The sequence below is a fragment of the Sulfuricaulis limicola genome (genome assembly GCF_002355735.1).
Lineage (GTDB): Bacteria > Pseudomonadota > Gammaproteobacteria > Acidiferrobacterales > Sulfurifustaceae > Sulfuricaulis > Sulfuricaulis limicola.
On record NZ_AP014879.1, the window covers coordinates 1289430 to 1312379 of the forward strand.

The 22950-nt window shown below is 61.1% G+C and carries 27 protein-coding genes; 17 read left to right on the top strand and 10 right to left on the bottom strand.

Going from position 1 to position 22950, the window contains the following annotated elements; translation table 11 throughout:
- Nucleotides 1-42: 42 nt before the first annotated feature.
- From SCL_RS06295 to SCL_RS06315, 5 genes are all read left to right on the top strand, one after another.
- Complete coding sequence (locus SCL_RS06295; RefSeq protein ID WP_096360427.1) at nucleotides 43-750, top strand: hypothetical protein; 708 nt, start codon at nucleotides 43-45, stop codon at nucleotides 748-750.
- 131 nt (nucleotides 751-881) lie between these two features.
- The gene (cas6, locus tag SCL_RS06300) at nucleotides 882-1565 is read left to right on the top strand and encodes a type I-MYXAN CRISPR-associated protein Cas6/Cmx6 (RefSeq protein ID WP_096360428.1); all 684 of its coding nucleotides are present in this window, start codon (nucleotides 882-884) and stop codon (nucleotides 1563-1565) included.
- 90 nt (nucleotides 1566-1655) lie between these two features.
- The gene (locus SCL_RS06305; RefSeq protein ID WP_096360429.1) at nucleotides 1656-1994 is read left to right on the top strand and encodes a TusE/DsrC/DsvC family sulfur relay protein; all 339 of its coding nucleotides are present in this window, start codon (nucleotides 1656-1658) and stop codon (nucleotides 1992-1994) included.
- Nucleotides 1995-2075: 81 nt separating this feature from the next.
- Nucleotides 2076-2921: a sulfurtransferase gene (locus SCL_RS06310; RefSeq protein WP_197702733.1), complete on the top strand. Its 846-nt coding sequence runs from the start codon at nucleotides 2076-2078 to the stop codon at nucleotides 2919-2921.
- A gap of 206 nt (nucleotides 2922-3127) precedes the next feature.
- Nucleotides 3128-4375: a nitronate monooxygenase gene (locus tag SCL_RS06315; protein ID WP_096360431.1), complete on the top strand. Its 1248-nt coding sequence runs from the start codon at nucleotides 3128-3130 to the stop codon at nucleotides 4373-4375.
- Here SCL_RS06315 and SCL_RS06320 read toward each other — a convergent pair whose 3' ends face one another.
- From SCL_RS06320 to SCL_RS06350, 7 genes are all read right to left on the bottom strand, one after another.
- The gene (locus SCL_RS06320; protein ID WP_096360432.1) at nucleotides 4376-4990 is read right to left on the bottom strand and encodes a class I SAM-dependent methyltransferase; all 615 of its coding nucleotides are present in this window, start codon (nucleotides 4988-4990) and stop codon (nucleotides 4376-4378) included.
- A gap of 103 nt (nucleotides 4991-5093) precedes the next feature.
- Entirely contained in the window at nucleotides 5094-5711 is a 618-nt protein-coding gene (locus SCL_RS06325; protein WP_096360433.1) for a pyridoxamine 5'-phosphate oxidase family protein, read from the bottom strand.
- 87 nt (nucleotides 5712-5798) lie between these two features.
- On the bottom strand, nucleotides 5799-6359 hold the full coding sequence (locus SCL_RS06330) for a TIGR00645 family protein (RefSeq protein WP_096361876.1): 561 nt from the start codon (nucleotides 6357-6359) through the stop codon (nucleotides 5799-5801).
- Between the two features lie 218 nt (nucleotides 6360-6577).
- Nucleotides 6578-6973: a peptide-methionine (R)-S-oxide reductase MsrB gene (gene msrB / locus SCL_RS06335; RefSeq protein ID WP_096360434.1), complete on the bottom strand. Its 396-nt coding sequence runs from the start codon at nucleotides 6971-6973 to the stop codon at nucleotides 6578-6580.
- A 127-nt stretch (nucleotides 6974-7100) separates the two neighbouring features.
- Complete coding sequence (locus tag SCL_RS06340; RefSeq protein ID WP_096360435.1) at nucleotides 7101-7775, bottom strand: Fe2+-dependent dioxygenase; 675 nt, start codon at nucleotides 7773-7775, stop codon at nucleotides 7101-7103.
- Nucleotides 7776-7816: 41 nt separating this feature from the next.
- The gene (locus SCL_RS06345; RefSeq protein WP_096360436.1) at nucleotides 7817-8530 is read right to left on the bottom strand and encodes a sulfite exporter TauE/SafE family protein; all 714 of its coding nucleotides are present in this window, start codon (nucleotides 8528-8530) and stop codon (nucleotides 7817-7819) included.
- 57 nt (nucleotides 8531-8587) lie between these two features.
- Nucleotides 8588-9160 carry a 2OG-Fe(II) oxygenase gene (locus tag SCL_RS06350; protein WP_096360437.1) on the bottom strand — a complete coding sequence of 191 codons (573 nt, stop codon included), beginning with the start codon at nucleotides 9158-9160 and terminating at the stop codon, nucleotides 8588-8590.
- An 85-nt stretch (nucleotides 9161-9245) separates the two neighbouring features.
- Here SCL_RS06350 and SCL_RS06355 point away from each other — a divergent pair, with 85 nt between their 5' ends.
- Nucleotides 9246-10412 carry an HPP family protein gene (locus SCL_RS06355; protein WP_096360438.1) on the top strand — a complete coding sequence of 389 codons (1167 nt, stop codon included), beginning with the start codon at nucleotides 9246-9248 and terminating at the stop codon, nucleotides 10410-10412.
- A gap of 74 nt (nucleotides 10413-10486) precedes the next feature.
- Here the strand turns inward: SCL_RS06355 and SCL_RS06360 are convergent, their stop codons facing one another.
- Nucleotides 10487-11074 carry a hypothetical protein gene (locus SCL_RS06360; RefSeq protein ID WP_096360439.1) on the bottom strand — a complete coding sequence of 196 codons (588 nt, stop codon included), beginning with the start codon at nucleotides 11072-11074 and terminating at the stop codon, nucleotides 10487-10489.
- Nucleotides 11071-12246 carry an Sfum_1244 family protein gene (locus SCL_RS06365; RefSeq protein WP_197702734.1) on the bottom strand — a complete coding sequence of 392 codons (1176 nt, stop codon included), beginning with the start codon at nucleotides 12244-12246 and terminating at the stop codon, nucleotides 11071-11073. The genes SCL_RS06360 and SCL_RS06365 overlap by 4 nt, the downstream gene beginning before the upstream one ends.
- A gap of 235 nt (nucleotides 12247-12481) precedes the next feature.
- Between SCL_RS06365 and SCL_RS06370 the strand changes: the two genes are divergently transcribed.
- A complete protein-coding gene (locus tag SCL_RS06370; protein WP_096360440.1) occupies nucleotides 12482-12679 on the top strand; it encodes an Alvin_2107 family globule sulfur oxidation protein in 198 nt (65 codons plus the stop codon).
- A 43-nt stretch (nucleotides 12680-12722) separates the two neighbouring features.
- Here the strand turns inward: SCL_RS06370 and SCL_RS06375 are convergent, their stop codons facing one another.
- A complete protein-coding gene (locus SCL_RS06375) occupies nucleotides 12723-13151 on the bottom strand; it encodes a tetratricopeptide repeat protein (protein ID WP_197702736.1) in 429 nt (142 codons plus the stop codon).
- Between the two features lie 119 nt (nucleotides 13152-13270).
- Between SCL_RS06375 and SCL_RS06380 the strand changes: the two genes are divergently transcribed.
- The 10 genes from SCL_RS06380 (at nucleotide 13271) to SCL_RS06425 (ending at nucleotide 22901) form a co-directional block, all read left to right on the top strand.
- Nucleotides 13271-13840: a hypothetical protein gene (locus tag SCL_RS06380; protein WP_096360441.1), complete on the top strand. Its 570-nt coding sequence runs from the start codon at nucleotides 13271-13273 to the stop codon at nucleotides 13838-13840.
- A gap of 93 nt (nucleotides 13841-13933) precedes the next feature.
- A protein-coding gene (prfB, locus tag SCL_RS06385) for a peptide chain release factor 2 (RefSeq protein WP_148665013.1) occupies nucleotides 13934-15041 on the top strand; the annotation gives its coding sequence in 2 pieces (ribosomal slippage) (nucleotides 13934-14008 and nucleotides 14010-15041; 1107 coding nt in all).
- Nucleotides 15042-15087: 46 nt separating this feature from the next.
- On the top strand, nucleotides 15088-16596 hold the full coding sequence (gene lysS / locus SCL_RS06390; protein WP_096360443.1) for a lysine--tRNA ligase: 1509 nt from the start codon (nucleotides 15088-15090) through the stop codon (nucleotides 16594-16596).
- 96 nt (nucleotides 16597-16692) lie between these two features.
- The gene (miaA, locus tag SCL_RS06395) at nucleotides 16693-17637 is read left to right on the top strand and encodes a tRNA (adenosine(37)-N6)-dimethylallyltransferase MiaA (protein ID WP_096360444.1); all 945 of its coding nucleotides are present in this window, start codon (nucleotides 16693-16695) and stop codon (nucleotides 17635-17637) included.
- A 104-nt stretch (nucleotides 17638-17741) separates the two neighbouring features.
- Nucleotides 17742-18011 (top strand): RNA chaperone Hfq, encoded by a 270-nt coding sequence (gene hfq, locus SCL_RS06400; RefSeq protein WP_096360445.1) that lies wholly within the window; start codon nucleotides 17742-17744, stop codon nucleotides 18009-18011.
- Nucleotides 18012-18018: 7 nt separating this feature from the next.
- On the top strand, nucleotides 18019-19338 hold the full coding sequence (hflX, locus tag SCL_RS06405; RefSeq protein WP_096360446.1) for a ribosome rescue GTPase HflX: 1320 nt from the start codon (nucleotides 18019-18021) through the stop codon (nucleotides 19336-19338).
- Between the two features lie 56 nt (nucleotides 19339-19394).
- Complete coding sequence (hflK, locus tag SCL_RS06410) at nucleotides 19395-20609, top strand: FtsH protease activity modulator HflK (protein ID WP_096360447.1); 1215 nt, start codon at nucleotides 19395-19397, stop codon at nucleotides 20607-20609.
- Complete coding sequence (gene hflC / locus SCL_RS06415; protein WP_096360448.1) at nucleotides 20606-21475, top strand: protease modulator HflC; 870 nt, start codon at nucleotides 20606-20608, stop codon at nucleotides 21473-21475. Before hflK ends, hflC begins: the two co-directional genes overlap by 4 nt.
- A 21-nt stretch (nucleotides 21476-21496) precedes the next feature.
- Nucleotides 21497-21685: a DUF2065 domain-containing protein gene (locus SCL_RS06420; protein ID WP_096360449.1), complete on the top strand. Its 189-nt coding sequence runs from the start codon at nucleotides 21497-21499 to the stop codon at nucleotides 21683-21685.
- Nucleotides 21686-21716: 31 nt separating this feature from the next.
- On the top strand, nucleotides 21717-22901 hold the full coding sequence (locus SCL_RS06425) for an ATP phosphoribosyltransferase regulatory subunit (RefSeq protein ID WP_096360450.1): 1185 nt from the start codon (nucleotides 21717-21719) through the stop codon (nucleotides 22899-22901).
- The last annotated feature ends 49 nt before the right edge of the window (nucleotides 22902-22950 follow it).

The following is a 22950-nucleotide window of genomic DNA, read 5'->3' on the forward strand; positions in this document are numbered from 1 at the left end:
TTTTTGAACCGCCAAGACGCCAAGATTTTTAAGAGTCAACTCATGAAATACCTCAAAGACGAAAGTTTCAGGATGGACATGGACAGCGCGGAAGACGTCCAGGAATCCGCCGTGCTGCTCGAAGCCCAGCTGGCGGAGTTCCGGCGCCAGATGCTGGAGCTGCCGCCCAACTACGATCCGCTGGCGCGCGCCGACCTGCTGCTGCAAATCGGACGCACCCTGATACGGCTGGAAAAAAACCAGGACGCCTGGGACGCCGGCCGCGAGGCCTTCGATATTTTCACGGCGCGCGAGGCCTGGGAAGGCGCGGTGCAGGCCTGCGACATCATGTTCCTGGCGGACCAGCCGGAATCGCTCCCGGCGCTCGGGCAGGGCATCTGGCTCACCGTCACCTTTCCCATGGACCCGGAGCTGTCGGTGGCGATGTTGCAGCACGTGGTGGACGAGACCCCACCCGATTCCGACGGCGCCGCGGTGGCGGCGACGGTGGCGCACTATATAGTCGACCTGCGCGCCGAGGGGCGCCAGCGCGAAGACCTGATGTTTTACACCAACCAGTTGCTGGCGACGGTGGCGCGGCGCCACAGCGATGCGCAGAACCAGGAGGCCTTCAGCCGCTGGTTCAAGAAGCTCGAACTCGACGACCCGGCAAAGTTCCTGCCGCGCCTGCGCAATGTGGTGGACGTACTGGTGCAGGATGAGTGGTGGATCGACCGCGACGCGATCCACGCGAAGCTCCCGGTAAATTGAAAATTTGAATAGACAGGATTAACAGGATTTACAGGATTTAAGACATGAAAATTTATGTACCGTGCGCCTTTTTATATCCTGTTAATCCTGTAAATCCTGTCCATTTATTTTATTTTTTATAGGTTTCCGGCATGTTCTGGCAAGAAGCCAAAGAGAATGAGCACTACATCGTCCCGGACGATGTCGTGGATCTGGTGTTCAGCATCCAATGCCGTTGCCTGCCGGTGGATCATTCCTATGCGTTGTCGCAGGCCATTGCCGCGGCGCTTCCCTGGTTCGCCGACGAAGCGCATGCCGGCCTGCACACCATTCACGTGGCGGAGTCCGGCAACGGCTGGATGCGCCCGGACGATCCCAAGGCCCTGTTGCACCTGTCGCGCCGCACCAGGCTCATGCTGCGCCTGCCCCGGCAGCGTCTCGCGGACGCCGGCAAGCTGACCGGCCAGACGCTGGATGTCGGCGGCCACGCCATGCGGGTGGAAAAAGCCGTGGTCAAGCCGCTAAGCGCGATTACCACGCTGTTCTCGCGTTACATCGTTGCCGGTGAAGGCCTGGACGAAATGGCTTTCCTGCGCGAGGTGCAGGCATTGCTGGCCGACATGGGGATCAAGCCGAAAAAGATGCTCTGCGGCATCGAGCACGTCATCGCCACGCCCGAGCGGAAAATCCATACGCGCAGCCTGATGCTGGCGGACCTGGACGTGGCGGAATCGGTACGGCTCCAGCAGCGGGGACTCGGCCCGTGGCGAACGCTGGGATGCGGGTTGTTCCTGCCGCACAAGGATATCAATGAAGTCCGGCCGGTGCTGGATTAAGTCACGGGGCTTTTTGTATTATTCGCGTTTTTCCTGCGCCACCAATCAATAACATCCGTAACATTTGCCTGATATTCGAGGGGAACTTAAATGAGCTATGAGCTTAACGGTAAAACCATCGATACCGACGCCAACGGTTTTCTGAAAAACACCGAAGACTGGAGCAAGGACCTGGCCGAGCATATCGCCAAGCTGGAGGGCATTGCGCTGACCCAGAAACACTGGGACATCATCGAATACCTGCGCGACGCCTATTTCAACAACAACGGCGAACAGCCCAACACCCGTCACATCGTGAAGGCGATGGCGGACAAGTGGGGCACCAATGTCATCCAGAAGGACGTGTACGATCTGTTTCCGAAGGACCCGAGCAAGCAGGGCGGACGCATCTCCGGCCTGCCCGAATCGCGCCGCAAGGGCGGCTATTAAGCATACGCACGCTCCGGCTGTCAGCTTTCGGCACGCCACCCGCCTCCCGGTGGGCCGGCTGATGGCTGGATGCTGACAGTCATGCTCACCACCCTCGTCGATACCGAAACGCTGTCGCGGCATCTGGATGACCCGCGCTGGGTGGTCGTGGATTGCCGCTTCATTCTGACCGATCCGGAAGCGGGGCGGCGCGCCTATGCCGCCGGGCATATCCCCGGAGCGCGCTACGCCCATCTCAACGAAGACCTGTCGTCTCCCGTTACGCCTGTCAGCGGCCGGCATCCGTTGCCGTCTCCCGGCACGCTGGCGGAAAAACTCGGCCGCTGGGGTATCGACAAGCACAGCCAGGTCGTCGTCTACGACGATTCGTTCGGCGCCATGGCGGCGCGCCTGTGGTGGCTGCTGCGCTGGCTCGGGCACGAGGCGGTGGCGCTGCTCGATCTGGGCTATCCGAAGTGGGTGCGCGAGAAGCGGCCGATCACACCCGACCTGCCGAAAATCCAGCCCACCCAGTTTCACCCGACCATCAACCATGCGATGTGCGTGGACGCCGATTACGTGATGCAAATGACGCGCGCGAAGGAAAGGTTTTTGATCGACGCGCGCGCGGAAGAACGTTTTCGCGGCGAGGTCGAGTTGCTGGACAAGGTGGCCGGCCACATCCCGGGCGCGATCAACATGCCGTACGAGGACAATCTCGACTTCACCGGCGAATTCATGTCTGATGAAGCCTTGCGCGAGCACTACCAGTCGGTGCTGGGCCAGGCCCCGCCGGAAAAGGTCGTGCACATGTGCGGATCGGGCGTGACCGCCTGTCACAGCGTCCTGGCCATGGAACACGCCGGGCTTTCAGGCGCAAAATTGTATGCCGGCAGCTGGAGCGAGTGGATCACCGACCCGAACCGCCCGGTGGCCAAGGGCGAATAGTGAATATGATTTTGAACCGCCAAGGTGAGGCGGGGTCTTCGTGAACACACTTAACGTGTGTTCACGCCGCCGAACGGGTGCAACGCGTTTTGTTGCACCTTGGGCCGCAACAAGGCCGCCAAGAAAAGCGGTTTTTTTTGAAACATAAACTTGGCGTTCTTGGCGTCTTGGCGGTTAATTTCTTTTTTTAGGATTTTATCGCTGTAATGAAAAAAGTTGACGACTTCCGACTGAGGCTCGGCAAGAAAGAGCTGGTGCCGATCATGACCGGCGGCATGGGCGTCGATATTTCGACCGCGGAGCTTTCGCTGGTCGCGGCGCGCCTCGGCGGCATCGGACACATCTCGGACGCCATGGTGCCGACGGTTTCTGACCGGCGCTTCAAGACCGGTTTCGTGAAGGAGAAGCAGAAGAAGTACAAGTACAACGTCGCCAACCGCGACAAGTCGGTGGTGCAGTTTGATCTCGTGCGGCTGGCCGAGGCGACCAAGCTGCACGTGGGGCGGACCATGGAGGCGAAGCAGGGCGACGGCCTGATCTTCATCAACACCATGGAAAAGCTCACCATGGGCAGCCCACGCGATACCTTGCGCGTGCGCCTGACCTCCGCGATGGACGGCGGCATCGACGGCATCACGCTGAGCGCGGGTCTGCATCTCGGGTCGCTCGCGCTGGTCGAGGACCATCCGCGCTTTCGCGACGTGAAATTCGGCATCATCGTGTCGTCATTGCGCGCCCTGACGCTGTTTTTGCGCAAGAGCGCGCGGCTCAACCGCCTGCCGGACTACATCATCGTCGAGGGCCCGCTGGCTGGCGGCCATCTCGGTTTCGGCATGGACTGGGCGCAATATGACCTCAAGACCATCGTCAACGAGATCCATCAGTTCCTCAAACAGGAGAATCTGAATATTCCGTTGATTCCTGCTGGCGGCATTTTCACCGGCAGCGACGCGGTGGAATTCCTGGAAGCCGGCGCGGCAGCGGTGCAGGTGGCGACGCGTTTCACGGTGACGAAGGAATGCGGCCTGCCGACCAAGGTCAAGCAGGAATATTTCAAGGCCAACGAGAAAGACATCGAGGTCAACCTGATCTCGCCCACCGGCTATCCGATGCGCATGCTGAAGAACAGTCCGGCGATCGGCGCCGGCATCCGCCCCAACTGCGAGGCCTACGGCTATCTGCTCGACAGTACCGGCAACTGCGCCTACATCGAGGCTTACAACCGCGAGCTGGACAAACACCCGGACGAGGAAAATATTTCGGTCATGGACAAGACCTGCCTGTGCACGCATATGCGCAACTTCGACTGCTGGACCTGCGGGCACTACACCTACCGGCTCAAGGACACATCACGCAAGTTGCCGGACGGGAGTTACCGGATCCTGAATGCGGAGGACGTGTTCAAGGATTATCTCTACAGCACGGAGCATCGCATCGCCTTGCCGGCCGCATAATCAGCGCTTCCGGCAGTAGCAGTAAATAAATTCCTGGTGTTTCCCCGACGGCGTCACGTGATTTTCCGTGATGCTGCGCTGGAGCGCATAGTTACCGCCGAATTCGCCGTACAGTTGTTCCGGCGTGTAGCGCGCGATGTCCAGCCCGCTGCACTGGAGCGGCCCGTGCGGACCGAAGGTCGCCACGATGACATGCCCGCCCGGTTTGACCGCGCGATCGACGGCGCTGACATAACGGCGCCGGTCCTCCGCGTCGGTCAGAAAATGAAACACCGCGCGGTCGTGCCAGACGTCGTAACCCTGTTCCGGCAGCCGGACCCTGGTAACGTCCGCTTCCAGCCACGTCACTTCGTTGGCGCGCGCGCCCAGCCGGGCCCGCGCGGTCTTGATAGCAGCGGGAGCAATATCCAGCACAGTGAGATTCGTGTAGCCCGCTGCCAGCAGATCATCCACCAGCGTGGAAGCGCCACCGCCGAGATCGATGATGCCGGCGTTTTTGTCGACGCCGGTGGCGTGAATCAGCTCCAGGGATTTTTCCAGACGCGTCTGATACCAGCTCACCTCGTTGGGTTTCTTGCTGGCGTAGACACCGTCCCAGTGATTTTTCCGGTCCATGCCGTCCTCGAACAGGCGTTGCAGGCAGCCTATCCTGGGCGCGGAAGCGCTGGCGCTACATGACCTGGATCAAGTGCGGCCGCGTCCCGCGGTGGCCACAGTTTCAGCGGTCAATAATCTCGCGTGATTTGTCATGCGCCGGATCGTCGGCCGGCAGGGCATCAGCGACCCATTCGCCTTTTTTCCAGCCCGGCACGGGGGTGGGACAATCCTGCTGCGGCACGAAGCGCGAGCGCTGCACCAGCTTCATCTTGTGGATGTAACGCGGGCAGTTGGCGAACACCTCGCGCGCCCGCACGCGCACGATGAACTGCGCTTCGGGATATTCCGCCATCAGCGGGTCGTCGCGGTGCAGCGTCGCCTCGCCGTTCAGCCGCATGCGCTTCTGGTTCTCGAAGTCGATGAACAGCATGCCCACCTGGCGCGTCCTGAGGATGTTCCCCATGCTGAGATACATGCCGTTGCCGTCGTAGCTGGGAAACGCGAGGGTGTGTTCGTCCAGCACGCGCACAAAGCCGGGTTCACCGGCCTTGTAGGAACAATTCACCTGGCCGCGCTCGTCCACGGTGGCGATGAAGAACATGTCCAGGCGCTCGATGAATTCCCTGTCGCTGGGCAGGATGCTGTCCTGCACGATGGCCTCGTCGAGGCGATCGGCCAGACGGCGGGTGTCGAACTCGTCCTGAAGCTGCCGGCTGCCGTCATGATAGATGTCGGACATAGCGTCTCCTTTCCCGGGCGGGATCAGGCCCGCGGGGCCTGAGCGGTTTCTCCCTGATGCCGCGCCGTCCATGCCGGCGCGTTTTTATTATTTGTGCTTGTCGGTGTGGTGGGTCTTGGTGCCCTCGGCGATGCGGTCCATGAGCGCGAACAACACCCCTGATATGATCAGCACGAAATGGATGCCGACCTTCCACGCCAGTTGCTTGTCGGCCACCGTCCAGGTCGCCAGATCGCCGGCCACGCCGATATTGGAAACGTTCACGAACGCCTTCAGCAGTTCGATGGCGGAGATCGCCACGATCGAGGCGATGAGTTTTACCTTGAGTCCGGAGAAATCCACCTTGCCCATCCAGCTCGGGCGGTCCTCGTGGCCGGCGGTGTCGATCTTGGAGACGAAATTCTCATAGCCGCTGAAAATGATGATGAGCAGCAGATTCGCGACCAGCGACATGTCCACCAGCGTCAGGATGGCGAGGATGACCCCGCTTTCGCTCATGGTGAAAATGGTCGGCAGCATGTGAAAGAAGTCCTGGCCGAATTTGACCAGCAGCAGGGCGATGGAAATCACCAGGCCCAGATAAAACGGTGCCAGCAGCCAGCGGCTGTTGAAGATGATGACTTCCAGGGCGTGTTCGGTTCTTTTCATGTCGGCGATGACGTGCAATTTCAGGGGTTTGACTGGGCGGCATTATGTCGGGATTGCGCGAACAATCAAGCCCCGCCACGGTCTCGCTGTCCTGGTTATTTCTATTCCAGTCCGTAGGGCGCATTAGGCGATAGCCGTAATGCGCCGGATGCAAGCTCCAGGCGACGCAATGCGTTGCGCTTATTGCGCCCCACGGTCCCGTAATTTTGCGGCGGGTTCTACTTCTTCTCCAGCTTCAGCGAGGCCGAGTTGATGCAATAGCGCAGGCCGGTCGGCTGCGGTCCGTCGGGAAAGACATGCCCCAGGTGCGCGCCGCAGTGGCTGCAATGCACTTCGATGCGACGCATGAAGAAACTGCTGTCATCCTCTTCGGCGACGTTTTCGGATTTCATCGGGGCATAGAAGCTCGGCCAGCCGGTGCCGGAGTCGAATTTGGTATCGGAACTGAACAGCTCGGCGCCGCAGCAGCTGCATTTGTAAACGCCCTTGTCCTTGCAGTCGTGGTATTCGCCGGTGAAGGCGCGCTCGGTGCCTTTCTGGCGCGTGACCTTGTATTGCTCCGGGGTGAGGAGCTTTTTCCATTCCTCGTCGTTCTTCCAGACCTTGTATTTCATGATTTGGTCCTCCTCGTATGAAGAACCGCTAAATAAGAAAGATTTGCCACAGAGAGCACAGAGGTCACAGAGGGAAAGGCGGATATTTTTGAATCTCTGTGTGCGCTGTGGTCTCTGTGGCTGAAAATCAAATATCTCCCCACATGCGGATCAGGTTCATGTAGGCGGTGTTGACCTGCGCGGTTTCCTCCGCCTCCGGTGAAATCTTCAGCAGCTTTTCCCGCGCCTGATGCAACTCGTACAACAGCTCGCGCCGCGCCGGGTCGCGCACCAGGCTCTGCACCCAGGTCACGGCCACCAGGCGCTCACCGCGCGTGACCTGGCTCACGTGATGCAGACTGGAGGAGGGGTACATCACGGCATCGCCCGCCGGAAGCTTCACGCTGTTCTCGCCGAAGGCAGTGCGGATCACCAGCTCGCCGCCGTCATATTTATCCGGATCGTTCAGGAAAATCGTGATGGCAATGTCGGAGCGGTACAACATCCCGTCGGTGCCCATGATGGGGTCGTCCAGATGATCGCCGTAAGCCATGCCGGGTGTGTAGCGCGCGTAGTAGGGCGCGGCCACGCGCAAGGGCAGGGCGCCGGCGCGGTAAATCGGATGCTGCACCAGGCCGTTCATGACGATGTTGTTGAGAATGTCCATCTGACGCGCGCTTTTGTCCAGCTCCTGGTTGTGCTTGACGCGTTGGGCCGCCGCTCCGGCGGAAAGTTTCCCGTCGACGAATTTCGCGTCGGCCAGCAGCTTGCGCACGGTGTCGAGCTGGTTCGGGTCGAGGACGGAGGGAATACGAAGCATCATGGTGATTTTGTGGGCGTGTCGAGGTTTTCTATGATGCAGGCTCAGCGGTAAAAAAGCGAGAGCCCGCCGACCAGGATCATCCACGATACGACCTTTCTGAACATCTGCTCGTTGATATGCAGATGCAGCTGGTTGCTGAACCACAAGGTGATGGCGAGAAAGGGCGCGCTGACCGCCATCATCCACAGGATTTCCTCGGTATAGGTGCCATGGATGGTGTATTCGACCGCGCGCAGGCCGTTCATCGCGAGAAAAAACGCGAAGGCGTAATGGCGCACGGTGTTCTTGTCGCGGTACGTCGCGAGCAACCGCGTCATGGCGATTGGTCCGCTGATGCCGAACAGCGCCTGCGATGTGCCGGCCAGTGTGTCCATGACGCGCATGCCGGCCGGGTTAAATTTCGCCCGGTGCGGTGCGATCACCAGGAACAGGCCCGCGGCCGTGATCGCCGAGGCCAACAACACCTGGAACACCGACGCCGAGAAATAATAGAACAGCGCAAACCCCACGATCGCGCCGAGTCCGGCGAAGAACAGCATCCCGGCCATGAATTGACGGTCCACTTTCTTCGGTGAGCGCACCAAGCCGATGACCGCCACCAGTATCTGCGGTAACACTGAATAGATCACCAGAGTTTTAGCGTCATAGAGAAAGCTCAACAGCGGCAGCATCAGAATCGTCCCGGCCAGGCCGAAGACGATTTCAAAGGTATAAGTGAGAGCGCAGACGATAGTTAGGATTATTAGAGCTGACATTTTTATAGTATCGCCTGCGGCGATGGATAACTTGTTACTGCCGGAGCGCTATCCGTATCACGTAAAGCAAATCCAGGTCGTCGCAATATATTTCACGCCCTTTTCCATCGTCACCGCGCGATGCACGTGCGTCCAGAACGGCGGGAACAACACCAGCTTGCTTTCCTCGGGCTTGACCAGCACCTCCTGCAACGGAAATTCGGTCTCGCCGCCGGGGCCTTCGACGTCGTTGAGGTACCAGATGGCGACCAGCTGGCGCTGGCTGAATTCGCCCGGGCCGCCGTCCACGTGCCAGTGGTAATACTCGCCCGGCCGGTAGCGCTGCATGTTGTAGCCGATGTCCTTGAAGGAGTTGGCGGCGAAGAACGGGAAGTTCTGTCCGAATTCGTTGAAGCTCTTGGCGAGCGATTGCATCAGGGCCCGGTCCACGTCCTTCCAGTCGGCGCGCCCGCTGATGCGCAGGTCGGTGGTCTTCTTGATGCTGCTTTCCTCGGTCTGGCCCTGGCCGATGCGGCCGGCGTATTGCTGTTCGGTATTGGCCTCGAAGCGCCGGATCATGTCGCGGCACAGCTCGCCCGGCAGGGCGTTCCTGATCTCATATATAAAGGAAAGCGGCTTGACCTCGTGCATGGGAATTCCGGCGGGGCAGTGTGCAATGTTGGGCGTTTTTGATTATCTTATGCGCCCTTTGCGCAGGTCAAACCAGACATAACGTATGCCGTATAAACAGATCATTGCCTCCTTGTTCCACGCCTCCGCGCCGGTGGGCCACAAGGAAAAGATCGTCTCCGCGATATCGGCCTTCGTCGCCATTCTGCTGACCGGCATCCTGAGCGCGAGCCTGGGCAAGAGCGCGCTGCCGCTCATGATCGCGTCCATGGGCGCGTCGTCGGTGCTGCTGTTCGCCGCGCCGCACAGCCCGATGGCGCAGCCGTGGTCGTTCATCGGCGGGCACATGGTCTCGGCGTTCATCGGCATCAGCTGTTACATGCTCGTCCCCAACCCCTTCGTGGCCGCCGCGCTGGCGGTGGCGCTGGCGATCTTCGCCATGCACTGGCTGCGTTGCCTGCATCCCCCTGGCGGGGCGACCTCGCTGGCGATGGTGATCAGCGGGCAGGAAATGCACGCGCTCGGCTACGGTGCGCTGCTGTCACCGGTCGGGCTTGACGTCCTGATCCTGATGATCATCGCGCTGGCGGTCAACAATCTGTTTCCCGGCCGGCGCTACCCGATGCTGGCGCCGGCCGCCGGCGCGGCCAAACCGGCGGCGCCGGCGGCGCTGACCTTCGGGCGCATGGCGCTCAACAAGGAAGACCTCGAAAGCGCGCTCAAGGACATGAACGCCTACATCGACGTGGCGGAAGGGGACTTGGAGGAGATTTACAACCGCGCCTCGTTGCACCACATGCGCCGGCACATGGGCGAGGTCATCTGCCGCGACATTATGACGCGCGACGTGGGCACGGCTGAATACGGCGACGAACTGTCGACGGTGTGGGAGATGATGCGTCAGCGCAAGCTCAAGGGCGTGCCGGTGGTGGACCGCGCGCGGCGCGTGATCGGTATCGTCACGATTGTTGATTTTCTGAAGCGGGTGGACGAGACGCAGCATGCGCATCCGCGGGTTCTTGACCGCATGCGGGCCTTCATCCGCCGCACCACCGGGCTGACCACCGACAAGCCCGAGGTGGTGGGGCAAATCATGTCAGCGCCGGTCATGACCGCGCGCGAGGACACGCATATCGTGTCGCTGATCCCGCTGTTTTCCGAGCACAACATCCATCACGTCCCGATCGTGGACAAGGAAGGGCGCGTGACGGGAATGGTGACACAGACGGATCTGTCGGTGGCGCTGTACCGCTACTGGGCGGCGATGCCTTAGGTCGTCATGCCCGCGGAGGCGGGCATCCAGAAATTATTTCCTGGATTCCCGCTTTCGCGGGAATGACGGCAAAATCAGCTTTGTTGCCCGGTCAGTTCGTCGAGGCGGCGTTTGTACGCCCGCATTCTTTTTTCGTAGGCTTCTTGCTCGGTATCCATCGGTCCGGATTCGAGCCATTCACCGGTTTTCAGGTCGCGCACGGCGAAGCGCCAGGTCTTGCCTACCTGGTACACCTTGGTGACGTCCTTCCCGGCCTGTTCCATGGCTTCGAGCTTGCCGAGTTTTTGCGCCCGCGCCGCGGCGGGAGCCGGCGCAGGCGCCGGTGGCGGGCTCGCGGGTTTGTCGTAGAGCAATTCGGTGTGGAGCATTTCTCCGCCGGTGTCGATGCGCACGCCGGTGACGCCCGGCAACCGCTTGAGGATGTAGCCGGCCATCAAGGTGATCATGGTTTCGTTGGCGGCGCTGAGCGAGGTGAGCAGTTTGTTTGCCGCGATCTGGCAGCGCTGCAGCTTGTCCGGGTTTTCGATGAACTCGGGACCCATCTGCCAGCCGCGATCCATGTCGTGGTCCATGGTGCGGTAGAAATCCTCCGCCTCGTGCAACATGTGCGGCGGCACGTCCACCGTCAGCGCGCGCTCATCAACGATGACGTTGAGTTTCATGAGTTCGATGCGGTTTTCGGCGGGCAGCAGGCGGGCGAGTCCGTCGATGCCGCTGGCTCCAGCAGGTGTTCGATCGCCGCCGCGGCATCCTGGCCTTTTTCCCGGTACAGGGCCAGCAGGGTGCGTGCCGTGTCGAGCCAGCGGTGCTGGCTTTCGTCCACGAGTTTGCGCAGCACGCCGATGTCGTTTTCCCTGGCCCATTGCTGATAGGCCGCGATCGCCTCGGGAAAGAGATATTTGCGCATGCCGGTGAAGTTGGCGAAATAGAAATGCAAGGAGGCGGTGTTGTTCGCCGCCAGCAGGGCGGGCAGGGTGGACAGGCAGTCGGCGAGCATGTCGCGCACGGCGCGGATCATGATCTCGGCCTTCGAGCGCGAGAAGGCGGAGATCATCCGGTGCCATTCGTCGCCGAGCATTTCACCGGCGAGACCTTCACCGAGTTCGTGCAGGATCATGGCTTCGGTTTCATTTTCGGTCATGCGTTCGAGCGCCGAGTTCACGTCAAGATCGAAAGAATAGCAATCCAGCGCCCGTTCCATGGCCTCGTTCTTGCGGTTCCAGCGCCATTCCTCGATCTTCTCCCACAGGAAACGGCGCACCGATTCCTGCCGGACGTAAATTGTCTTGCCCTGCAACATCGCGGGCGGCGCCTCGAGGTCGCGCGCGTACTCGCAGGCGGAAATGTAGATGGTGTAGCCGGCGCGCTTTTCTTTTTTGAGCAGCGAGCCCAGGAAGAAATGCGGCTTGGAGAAACGCCCGTAACCGCCGCTGTACACGTAGCCCTGCGGAATCAATTCGCGATTGACGCTGTCGGCATCGAAAGGGTCGAGCTGTTGGCCTTCGAGCTGGAGCGATTCAAACGGACTTTCCTCGAGATCGGACCACAGGCCCTCGCGTTCCTGCAGCCAGGCGCCGACCTCTTCCTTGGGCAGGTCGCGCGCGAACGGGATGTCGTTTTCCCAGCGGAAGAACTCGCGCATCTTCAGGAGAAAAATGCACAGCGTGAAATCGCCGGCGTGCCGCGCATCCGAGATATGGCAGTTTTTCTGAACCGTGTTGACCAGTTGACCCAGATTCAGCATGGCGTGAAGCCCCGAGAGATATTCATAAAGTATAGGTCCATGGCGGTCCCGGAAACCAGCACGGCCGCCCAGCCCGGCTGCCTGCATCATCCGGAAAAACCCCGGGCTGTTTGCGCCTTATCCGCGTCGCCGCGCGGCAGGTTATGATCGCCTCCGGCGCCCTGACGTTATCGATTCCATCGTTGCCGGTTGCCTGTCTCCGCGCCATTATCGGAATGTATGCCGGTATTTTGATATCGGTCCTTGAAAAGACGATTTCAATGGGTAATATATGCGCCGCTTCAACGCAGTCCGAATGTCTGATTTCTCTGAGGAGCAGCGTTTCATGAACAAGACCTATTACGACACCATCAGCGCGATGGAAAAGAAGGGCGTGGACAAGGAATACATCAACGGCTGGGCGTGCGGTTTTCTGCACAACCCCAAGCGCGAAGAGCAGCGCCTGAACGACGCCTACAACGCCGGCTACGATGACGGCCACGCGGGCAAGACCGACGGCTATTCATCCTGGTCCAAGAAGTAACGTATCCGTCGCGACAGGCTGTGCCGTGCACAGCCTGTTCGCTTCAGGAATTCTGCTGCGCCTTTTCGTACCACTTTTTGGCTTCGGCTTCGTTCTTCTCCACGCCGATACCCTGCTCGTAGAGCATCCCGAGCGTCATCTGTGATCCGGCCAGCCCCTGTTCGGCGGCGCGGCGGAACCATTCGGCCGCCTGCTTTTCATCCTTCGGCGTGCATTCGCCCTGCAGGTACATGAAGCCCAGGCCGTGCTGCGCCAGCGAATTGCCCTGCTCGGCGGCGGCGCGCATCCATTTGAGCGCCATCATGTCGTTGCGCACGTGTCCGAGGCCGTTCTGGTACATGACGGCAAGGCGGTACTGCGCCTGATCGTTGCCGGTTTCCGCCAGCGGCGAGAGGAACTTGAACGCCTTGGCGAATTCCTTGGCCTCAAAGGCGGAAATCCCGCTGACAAGATTCATATCCGTTTCCGGCATGGTGCGACTCCGCGTCTGATGACCCGCTATTTTGCCAGAGACGCGCGCCACGCGCGAAGCAATAACGGACAATCCGTGCGGCATCTCCGCGATTCCGCGTCGCGGTGAATCTCCCTATAATGCGCGCCATGTCGATCCGCCTGAAAACCAAATTTCGCAAGAAAGGCCCGAAGACCATCGAGGACCGCGCCAGCGTGGTGGCCTCGAACATCTGGCGCATCGCGCAGGAGTCCGCGCGCCACATGGAAAAGGAGGGCTATGCGCTGGGCGGTGACCGCCAGGTGGCCGCGGTGATCACCGAGTTCATCGCGTTCCTGATCCAGATCGCGGATCGCATCGTGTACGGGCAATTGAGCGAGGAGGAGCGCGTCCGTTTCGTCAACGCGCTCGGCAAGCACACGGCCCGCATCACCTCCACCAACCTCGCGGAGTTCGTCGGCGAGGGGCGTTATGCCCGGGACTTTGTGGACACGGTGAACGCCCGTTTGGCCGACTACTCGGAGCTGGAATTCAACGGCCGCGACCCCAGCTATTCGGTGCTGCGCTACCTGGGCGAGAAGGTGTCCGATGCCATGCAGGCGACCGACAGCAAGTGGGTGCTGGAGCAGGTGGTGGACATCGAGGCACCCGAGGCGGTGAAGCTGATCAAGAAAGCAGTGGGTGAAATACTCGGAGTAAAGATCGCCTAGACATTTCTGTATTTAAAAAGTATCTTAGAAAAAATACATAAAAGACTGATTTCAAAAAGTAAAGTTTTGATATTTATTCGGGCACCAAAACCAATGGAAGACCTCAATCCCCTGTTCAACAAGCTGCGCGATCTGCACGACCGGTCCCAGGTCTTACGGGGGTATCTTTGACTTCGATACCAAGCAGCAGCGCCTGACCGAAGTCCAGCGCGAACTCGAACAGCCCGAACTCTGGAACAAGCCCCAGCGCGCGCAGGAACTTGGCCGCGAGCGCGCCAAACTTGAATCCGAGGTCGGCACGCTCACGCGCCTGCACACCGAACTCACCCATTCACGCGAACTGCTGGAGCTCGCGCGCGAGGAAGACGACGCCGAAGTCGCCGTCTCCGTGGCCGGTGACCTCGAGAAGCTGGAAAAAGAGCTGGCGGCGCTTGAGTTCCGGCGCATGTTCTCGGGTGAGATGGACGCCAGTAACGCCTTCCTGGACATTCAGTCCGGTTCCGGCGGCACCGAGGCCCAGGACTGGGCCAACATGCTGCTGCGCATGTACCTGATGTGGGGCGACCGGCGCGGGTTCAAGACCGAGATTCTGGAAATTTCCGAGGCCGAGGTGGCCGGCATCAAGAGCGCCACGGTCAAGTTCACCGGACCCTATGCCTATGGCTACCTGCGCACCGAAACCGGCGTGCACCGCTTGGTGCGAAAATCCCCGTTCGATTCCGGCAACCGCCGCCATACCTCGTTTGCCGCGGTTTTTGCCTATCCCGAAGTCGAGGAGAGTATCGAGGTAGCGATCAATCCGGCCGATCTGCGCATCGACACCTATCGTGCCAGCGGCGCCGGCGGACAGCACGTCAACCGCACCGATTCTGCCATTCGCATCACGCACATTCCGACCGGGATTGTGGTTCAATGCCAGTCTGACCGCTCCCAGCACCGCAACCGCGCGGCGGCCATGGCGATGCTGAAATCCAAGCTGTTCGAGCGCGAATTGCAGGCGCGCAACAAGGAAAAACAGAAGCTGGAAGACAGCAAGTCTGACATCGAATGGGGCCACCAGATCCGCTCCTACGTGCTCGACCAGTCGCGCATCAAGGATCTGCGTACCGGGGTGGAGACGGGTAATCCGCAGGCGGTGCTGGATGGCGATCTCGACAAGTTTATCGATGCCAGCCTCAAAAGCGGGCTGACAAACAGTTAATCTGAAATATCAGTGAAAACATATAAATATCTAATTTATAAATAAAATGTCAGAAGAAAAAAACGTTCTCGACGAGAACGAACAGATCGCCCAGCGGCGCTCCAAGCTCGCCGAGCTGCGCCTGCAGGGCGCGCCTTTCCCCAACGATTTCCGGCGCAACGTCATCGCCGGCGAACTGCATGCCGAGTACGGCGAGCAGGACCCGGCCGAAATCGAAACCCGCAACGTGCGGGTCAAGGTGGCCGGCCGCATGATGACCCGGCGGGTCATGGGCAAGGCCAGTTTCGCCCACCTGCAGGACATGTCCGGGCGCATCCAGGTCTACGTCACGCGCGACGCTGTGGGCGAGCCGGCCTACGAGGACTTCAAGAAGTGGGACATCGGCGACATCCTTGGCGCCGAGGGCGCGCTGTTCAAGACCAAGACCGGCGAGCTGTCGGTCAAGGTGGACGCGGTGCGCCTGCTGGCCAAGGCGCTGCGGCCGCTGCCGGAGAAGTTCCACGGGCTGACGGATACTGAAACACGTTACCGGCAGCGTTACCTCGACCTGATCATGAACGAGGTGGCGCGCAAGACCTTCCGCACCCGCACCGCGATCATCCGGTATATCCGCGAGTTCCTCGACGGCCGCGGCTTCCTCGAGGTCGAAACGCCGATGATGCAGGTGATCCCGGGCGGCGCCGCGGCGCGCCCGTTCGTGACCCACCATCACGCGCTCGACATGGGGCTGTACCTGCGCGTGGCGCCGGAGCTGTACCTCAAGCGCCTGATCGTCGGCGGTTTCGAGAAGGTCTACGAGATCAACCGCAACTTCCGCAACGAAGGTCTGTCGACGCGCCACAACCCGGAATTCACCATGCTCGAGTTCTACCAGGCCTATGCCGATTACCAGGACCTGATGAACCTGACGGAGGAAATGCTGCGCGGCCTGGCACGCGAAGTGCTGGCGACCGAGACCATTACTTACCAGGGCGAGCAGTACGATTTCAGCAAGCGCTTCCAGCGCATGACGCTGAAGCAATCCATCCTGCATTTCAATCCGGACATCAAGGAGTCCGACCTGGATTCCGTGGAAGTGCTGCGCGCCATCGCGACGCGACTCGGCGTCCAGGTGAAGCCGGGCTACGGCACCGGCAAGCTGCAACTCGAAATATTCGAGAAGACGGTGGAAGCAAAGCTCAAGGACCCGACCTTCATCACTGCCTACCCCACGGAAGTCTCGCCGCTGGCGCGGCGCAACGACGCCGACCCGACCATCACCGATCGTTTCGAATTTTTCGTCGGCGGTCGCGAGATCGCCAACGGTTTCTCCGAACTGAACGACGCCGAGGACCAGGCCGAGCGTTTTCGCAAACAGGTGGCGGAGAAGGAGGCCGGCGACGAGGAAGCGATGCACTTCGACGAGGATTACATCCGCGCGCTCGAGCACGGCATGCCGCCGACGGCGGGCGAGGGCATCGGCATCGACCGTCTGGTAATGCTGTTCACCGATTCGGCTTCGATCCGCGACGTGCTGTTGTTCCCGCATATGCGCCCGGAATCCAAAAACATATGAGTTTGAACCGCGGAGATCGCAGAGAGCGCAGAGGTTTTCAAATTTAGGATTTCTTCTCTGCGTTCTCTGCGCCCTCTGCGGTGAAATTTCATATTAATGTCTTCTACCATTCTTCCACCTGCCATTTTCCTCATGGGCCCCACGGCGGCGGGGAAGACCGCGCTTGCACTGGAGCTGCACGATGCATTCCCGCTGGAAATCATCAGCGTGGACTCGTCGCAGGTATATCGCGGCATGGACATCGGCACCGCCAAGCCCACGCCGGCGGAACAGGCGCGCGCGCCGCACCGCTTGATCGACATCCGCGATCCCGCCGAGGGTTATTCGGCCGCGGAATTTTGCGCCGATGCCTTGCGCGAGATGGAAGCCATCACGCGTGCCGGCAAAATTCCGCTGCTCGCCGGCGGCACCATGTTCTATTTTCATGCGCTGGAATTCGGGCTGTCCGATCTGCCGTCCGCCGATCCGGAAATTCGCGAACGTTTGAGTGCGGAGGCGGCGCAGAAGGGCTGGGAGGAGTTGCATCACCGGCTCCAGTCTGTCGATCCGGAGTCCGCGCGGCGAATACATCCTAACGACGCCCAGCGCATCCAGCGTGCGCTCGAAATTTACGAGCTCACCGGCCAGTCCTTGAGCGATCTTTCCTCAAATAGCCAGAGGACTGCGCTGCCATACCGTTTGATTAAAATCGCACTCTGGCCGCAGGACCGGAAGCAGTTGCACGCGCGCATCCAGCAACGTTTCCATGCCATGCTGGAGCAGGGTTTTTTACCGGAAGTGGAGAAACTTTATGCGCGTGGTGACCTCAAAGCCACGATGCCATCAATGCGCATGGTCGGTTACCGGCAGATATGGGAATACTTGACCGGAAAGATCAACTATAGTGAAATGACCGAACAGGCACTGGCGGCGACGCGACAATTTGCCAAGCGGCAGATCACCTGGTTACGCAGTTATCCTGATATTCATGTGCTGGACAGCGCCGTTTCCCCGCCAATCAGGGAGAGTTCGGACTATTTAAGCGCCATGATCCGTCATTAGGGCCCGCTGTGCGGGTATACTATTTAACTAACCGGCCGGGAGTAAGGCCGGATGTCTGTAAAACAGCCGCAAGGCACGACGAACATAAGAACAGGAGAACTGTCATGAGCCAGCAAAAAGGGCAAGCCTTACAAGACCCTTTCCTTAACGTTCTGCGCAAGGAACATGTCCCCGTATCCATCTTTCTGGTCAACGGCATCAAATTGCAGGGACAGATCGAGTCTTTCGATCAATTCGTGGTCTTGCTCAAGAATTCAGTGAGCCAGATGATCTACAAGCATGCCATTTCCACGGTGGTGCCCAGCCGCCCGGTCAAGTTCCACATCGAAGGCATGGATTCCCCCGACAGCAGCAAGGGCCCTGGCAACGAATAATCCGGCAATGAATTCTGCATCGGGGGCGCGCTCACGTGAGCGCGCTCTGTTGGTGCAGTTGCGCCTGTCCGGGCGGCTGGAGCCGGAGGTGCTGGAGGAATTGCGCCTGCTGGCGGTTTCCGCCGGCGCCGACGTCTGCGGTACCATCCTGGGTAGTCGCCAGGTACCGGATGCGGCGACCTTCGTCGGCAAGGGCAAGGCCGAGGAAATCCGCGATGTTGTGGCGCGCGAGCAGGCCGATCTCGTGCTCGTCAACCACGATCTGTCGCCCGCGCAGGAACGTAATCTCGAAAAGATCGCCAATTGCCGCGTGCTCGATCGCACCGGCCTGATCCTGGATATCTTCGCGCAACGCGCGCACTCCGCCGAAGGCAAGTTGCAGGTCGAGCTGGCCCAGCTGGAGCATATGTCCACACGCCTGGTGCGCGGGTGGACCCACCTCGGACGGCAAAAGGGCGGTATCGGCCTGCGCGGTCCCGGCGAAACGCAGCTGGAAACCGACCGCCGCCTGATCCGCGACCGCATCAAGAAGCTCAACGAGCGCCTGGAGCAGGTGTCCGTCCAGCGCCGCAGCCGGCGCAAGGCGCGACACAAGGTTCCCATCCCCACCGTGTCCCTGGTGGGTTACACCAACGCCGGCAAGTCCTCGCTGTTTAACCGCCTGACCGCGTCCGCGGTGTATGCCGCCGATCAATTGTTCGCCACGCTTGACCCCACAATGCGGCGCATCGAGCTGCCGGGAAAGGCCTCGGTGATCCTGGGGGATACCGTGGGTTTCATCCGCCATCTGCCGCACGACCTGGTGGAGGCCTTCAAGTCAACGCTGGAAGAGGTGGCCGAGGCGGATCTGCTGTTGCACGTCGTCGATGCCGCCAATCCCGAGCGCCTGGACCAGATGCAGCAGGTGAACAACGTGCTGGCGGAGATCGAGGCGCAGTCGATTGCGCAAATAACGGTGTTCAACAAGATCGATCTGACCGGCGAAGCGCCGCGTTTCGAACGTGATGCCAATGGACATATTTCACGCGTGTGGGTGTCGGCGCGCACCGGCGAGGGCATGGACCTGCTGTTGCAGGCGCTGGCGGATCACTTCCGCCGTCACCGGCAACGTTACCGGTTCTGTCTCCCCCCGGAGGCCGGCCGGCTGCGCGCCGTTTTGTATGAACGCTTCGACGTGATCCGCGAGACGGCGCCGGAGACCGGCGGCTGGATGCTGGAGCTGGCGCTGGAACCGGCCCAGCTGGCATGGCTGCGGCAACAGAGCGATTTTCGCGAGTCCTATCAGGTACCGGAAGCCGAGTCCATCCTTGCTCCCACCGGGTCCTGACCCTAAAATGCCGCTCTTTGCCGAGTTTTCGCGTTAAATCATCCGAGGTGTAAATCGTGGCATGGAATGAACCTGGCAAGCCCGGGGACAAAGATCCCTGGGGTCAGCGCCGCAAGCCGGGCGCCGGCGGCCCTGACATCGACCGTATCGTGAAAGATATCCAGCAGAAGTTCGCCGGCCTTTTCGGCGGTTTGTTCGGCGGCGGGGGCAGGGGCGGCGATTCGCATGCCAGCGGTTTCGGTTTCGGGCTGATCCTGGTGGTGGCGCTGATGATCTGGCTCGCCACCGGTTTCTACGTCGTCAACCAGGGCGAGCGCGGCGTGGTGCTGCGTTTCGGCAAGGAGACCCAGATCACGGACGCGGGCCTGCGCTGGCATCTGCCATTCCCGCTGGAGAGCGTCGAGAAGGTGAACGTGGAGAAGGTCTCCACCATCGAGATCGGCTATCGCAGCAACCCCCGCACCGGCGGCAAGAGCAAGGTGCCGAAAGAGGCGCTGATGCTGACCGAGGACGAGAACATCATCGATATCGAGTTCGCGGTGCAGTACAAGATCAAGGATGCCGCTCAATACCTGTTCAACGTGCGCGATCCCGAGACCACCATCGCCCAGGCCACCGAATCCGCGGTACGCGAGGTGGTCGGCAAGAGCACGCTCGATTTCGCGCTGACCGAGGGGCGCGACCAGGTATCGCGCAGTTCGCGCGAGCTGCTGCAGCAGATTCTGGACCGCTACAACACCGGCGTGCACATCGTGACGGTCGAAACCCAGAAGGCGCAGCCGCCGGACGAGGTCAAGCCCGCCTTCGACGACGCCGTCAAGGCGCGCGAGGACGAACAGCGCCTGATCAACGAGGCCGAGGCCTATGCCAACGACGTGATCCCGCGCGCCCGCGGCGGCGCCGCGCGCCTGATCCAGGAGGCCGAAGGCTACAAGTCGAGCGTGATCGCGCGCGCCGACGGCGACGCGCGCCGCTTCAGCCAGATCGCCAATGAGTACGTGAAGGCGCCCGCAGTCACGCGCGAGCGCCTGTATATCGAGACCATGGAGCAGGTGCTGTCCAGCACCACCACGATTTTCATCGATCAGAAGGCCGGCAATAATCTTATATACCTGCCGCTCGACAAACTCGTGCCGATGGGCGAGGCGGCCGGGGCGGTGCCGTATGTGCCGCCGCTCACGGAGGCTGACGCGACGGCGGCGGGAGCGGCGCGCAACGGCGCCGCCAGCCGCGGCCGCACCGATCTTCGCAGCCGGGGGGCGACGCCATGAACCAGAACAAACTGCTGGCGCTGCTGGGTATCGTGCTGCTGGTGCTGATCACGGTGAAGTCCGCCGTTTATACGGTGGACGAACGCGAAAAAGTCATCATCGTCCGTTTTGGCCAGGTGTTGCGCTATGACGACGGCCCGGGCCTGCATTTCAAGACGCCGTTCCTCGACGAGGCGCGCTATTTCGATTCGCGCATTCTGACGCTGGATTCCGACCCGCAGCCGTTCCTGACCAAGGAAAAGAAGTACGTGGTGGTGGATTCCTTCGTCAAATGGCGCATCGAAGACGCGCTCAAGTATTACCTTACCGTCGGCGGCCAGGAAACGGACGCGCGCCGCCGTCTCGAGCAGGTCGTCAACAGCGGTCTGCGCGATGAATTCGGCAAGCGCGAGGTGAAGACCGTCATTTCCGCCGACCGCAACAAGATCATGCAGATCCTGACCGAATACACCGACCGCGAGGCGCGCAAGTTCGGCATCGTGGTGACGGACGTGCGCATCCAGCGCGTCGACCTGCCGGAAGAGGTCAGCCAGTCGGTGTACCAGCGCATGAAGGCGGAACGTTCGCGCATCGCCAACGAGCTGCGCGCGCAGGGCGCGGAGGCGGCGGAAAAGATCCGCGCCAACGCCGAGCGCCAGCGCCAGGTGCTGCTGGCCGAGGCCTACGGCAAGGCCGAGCGCGTGCGCGGCGAGGGCGATGCCCGGGCCACGGCGCTTTACGGCCAGGCCTACGGGCGGGCGCCGGAATTCTATTCGCTGTATCGCAGCCTCGGCGCCTACAAGGAAAGCTTCCGGTCCAAGGAAGACATCCTGATCGTGGATCCGAGCTCGGATTTCTTCCGCTACATGAAGAAGCCCACCCGCTAGCCGCGCTTGGCCGGAGTGGCGATGTGGCATGAACTGTGGATCGCGCTGGCGCTGCTGCTGATCGTGGAGGGCATTTTCCCGTTTCTCAGCCCGGACGGGGTGCGCAAGGCTCTTGCGGCCATACACCAACTGAGCGATTCGCAGTTGCGTTTTGCGGGCATGACCAGCATGCTGGTCGGCGTGGTGCTTTTGTACATAATTAACCGCTAACATAAGCGTTTCCCGTTTCGAAACCGTTCCTATGTCCACCAAAGAACGCTGGCTGCTGCCCGATGGCGTCGAAGAGATCCTGCCCGCCGAGGCCCGGCGCGTGGAGCATCTGCGTCGCCGGCTGCTCGACCTGTTCGAGACCTGGGGCTACGAGTTCGTAATGCCGCCGCTCATCGAATATCTCGAGTCGCTGCTGGTCGGCGCCAGCCGCGACCTCGACACCCAGACGTTCAAGGTCACCGATCACCTGACCGGCCGTCTCATGGGCGTGCGCCCGGACATGACGCCGCAGGCGGCGCGTCTGGACGCGCACTACCTCAAGCGCGGCGCGCCGACGCGCCTGTGCTACGTCGGCTCGGTGCTGCGCACGAAGCCGGACGGCTTCGGCGGTTCGCGCGAACCGTTGCAGCTCGGCGCCGAGCTTTTCGGCCACGGCGGTCCGGAAGCGGATGCGGAAATTCTGAGCCTCATGATCGAGTCGCTGCGTCTGGCGGAGATCCGCGAGGCGCATTTCGATCTCGGACACGTCGGGGTATTTCGCGGACTGGCGACGCAGGCGAAGCTGAATGCCGAACAGGAAATGGACCTGTTCGACGCCCTGCAGCGCAAGGCCAGCAACGACGTCGAGGCGGTGCTGGCCGCAAGCGATGCGCCGGCGACATCGAAACGCATGCTGGCGGGTTTGCTCGATCTGAGCGGCGGACGCGAGGTGCTGGCGCGCGCCCGCAAGCAGTGGCGCGAGGCACCGAGGCCGGTAACGCGCGCGCTCGACGAGCTGGAGGCGGTGGCCGACCGGGTGGCAAAACGCTCCGGGGCGCCGGCGTTGTACTTCGATCTGGCCGAGCTTTCCGGTTATCACTATTACACCGGCGTGGTGTTTTCCGCGTTCGTGCCCGGCTATGGCCAGGCGATCGCGCGCGGCGGGCGCTACGACGGGATCGGGCGCGCCTTCGGCCGCGATCGCGCCGCCACCGGTTTCGGCGCCGACCTGCGTCAGTGGCTTCGAGTTTCCGCGATGGCCGCGCCGGTGCTGACCGGGATCCTTGCGCCGAACGGCGATGACACGGCATTACAGGACGAGGTCGCACGCTTGCGCGCCGAGGGCCAGCGCGTCGTGACGCGGTTGCCGGGCGACAAGTCACCCGCGTCCGAGTCTGGTTGTGACCGCGAGCTGGTGAAGAAAGGCGGCCGTTGGGTGATAGAAACTGTTAAATAATTTTATAACACAGATGAACGCAGATCATAAGCGCGCAGATAAACGCGGA